The organism is Flavobacterium sp. 22659, from assembly GCF_052044235.1.
GTDB classification, from domain to species: Bacteria; Bacteroidota; Bacteroidia; order Flavobacteriales; family Flavobacteriaceae; genus Flavobacterium; species Flavobacterium johnsoniae.
In genome coordinates this window covers 1-1,737 of record NZ_JBQEMU010000012.1, presented here as the reverse complement: position 1 = coordinate 1,737, position 1,737 = coordinate 1, and the positions used below count along the sequence as shown (strand labels likewise).

Annotated in this window: 1 tRNA gene and 1 rRNA gene; both read left to right on the top strand. The window is 48.8% G+C overall.

Going from position 1 to position 1,737, the window contains the following annotated elements:
• The first annotated feature begins 17 nt into the window (after positions 1 to 17).
• Positions 18 to 1,531 (top strand): 16S ribosomal RNA (locus tag ACTJIW_RS13255).
• 124 nt (positions 1,532 to 1,655) lie between these two features.
• A tRNA-Ile gene (locus ACTJIW_RS13250) sits at positions 1,656 to 1,729 on the top strand.
• Positions 1,730 to 1,737: the final 8 nt, after the last annotated feature.

Sequence of the window (1,737 nt, the reverse complement as noted above, 5' to 3'; positions counted from 1 at the left end):
ATATAATATTAAAATATACGATGAAGAGTTTGATCCTGGCTCAGGATGAACGCTAGCGGCAGGCTTAACACATGCAAGTCGAGGGGTAGAAGTCTTCGGGCTTTGAGACCGGCGCACGGGTGCGTAACGCGTATGCAATCTGCCTTTCACAGAGGGATAGCCCAGAGAAATTTGGATTAATACCTCATAGTATTATAGAGTGGCATCATTTTATAATTAAAGTCACAACGGTGAAAGATGAGCATGCGTCCCATTAGCTAGTTGGTAAGGTAACGGCTTACCAAGGCCACGATGGGTAGGGGTCCTGAGAGGGAGATCCCCCACACTGGTACTGAGACACGGACCAGACTCCTACGGGAGGCAGCAGTGAGGAATATTGGTCAATGGACGCAAGTCTGAACCAGCCATGCCGCGTGCAGGATGACGGTCCTATGGATTGTAAACTGCTTTTGTACGAGAAGAAACACTCCTATGTATAGGAGCTTGACGGTATCGTAAGAATAAGGATCGGCTAACTCCGTGCCAGCAGCCGCGGTAATACGGAGGATCCAAGCGTTATCCGGAATCATTGGGTTTAAAGGGTCCGTAGGCGGTTTAGTAAGTCAGTGGTGAAAGCCCATCGCTCAACGGTGGAACGGCCATTGATACTGCTGAACTTGAATTACTGGGAAGTAACTAGAATATGTAGTGTAGCGGTGAAATGCTTAGATATTACATGGAATACCAATTGCGAAGGCAGGTTACTACCAGTTTATTGACGCTGATGGACGAAAGCGTGGGGAGCGAACAGGATTAGATACCCTGGTAGTCCACGCCGTAAACGATGGATACTAGCTGTTGGGCGCAAGTTCAGTGGCTAAGCGAAAGTGATAAGTATCCCACCTGGGGAGTACGAACGCAAGTTTGAAACTCAAAGGAATTGACGGGGGCCCGCACAAGCGGTGGAGCATGTGGTTTAATTCGATGATACGCGAGGAACCTTACCAAGGCTTAAATGCAGACTGACCGATTTGGAAACAGATCTTTCGCAAGACAGTTTACAAGGTGCTGCATGGTTGTCGTCAGCTCGTGCCGTGAGGTGTCAGGTTAAGTCCTATAACGAGCGCAACCCCTGTTGTTAGTTGCCAGCGAGTAGTGTCGGGAACTCTAACAAGACTGCCAGTGCAAACTGTGAGGAAGGTGGGGATGACGTCAAATCATCACGGCCCTTACGCCTTGGGCTACACACGTGCTACAATGGCCGGTACAGAGAGCAGCCACTGGGTGACCAGGAGCGAATCTATAAAGCCGGTCACAGTTCGGATCGGAGTCTGCAACTCGACTCCGTGAAGCTGGAATCGCTAGTAATCGGATATCAGCCATGATCCGGTGAATACGTTCCCGGGCCTTGTACACACCGCCCGTCAAGCCATGGAAGCTGGGGGTGCCTGAAGTCGGTGACCGCAAGGAGCTGCCTAGGGTAAAACTGGTAACTAGGGCTAAGTCGTAACAAGGTAGCCGTACCGGAAGGTGCGGCTGGAACACCTCCTTTCTAGAGCCTGAGTGTTAGCAGTAATGCACGCTTGGGAAAAAAGATGAAATTTAAAGGTTTTGAATTTTAGATTGTATTACTCTTGCTGTTAATTTAAAAAAATGATAAAAATTAAGTAAAACAGAGTCTCGTAGCTCAGCTGGTTAGAGTACTACACTGATAATGTAGGGGTCGGCAGTTCGAGTCTGCCCGGGACTACTTTTTAA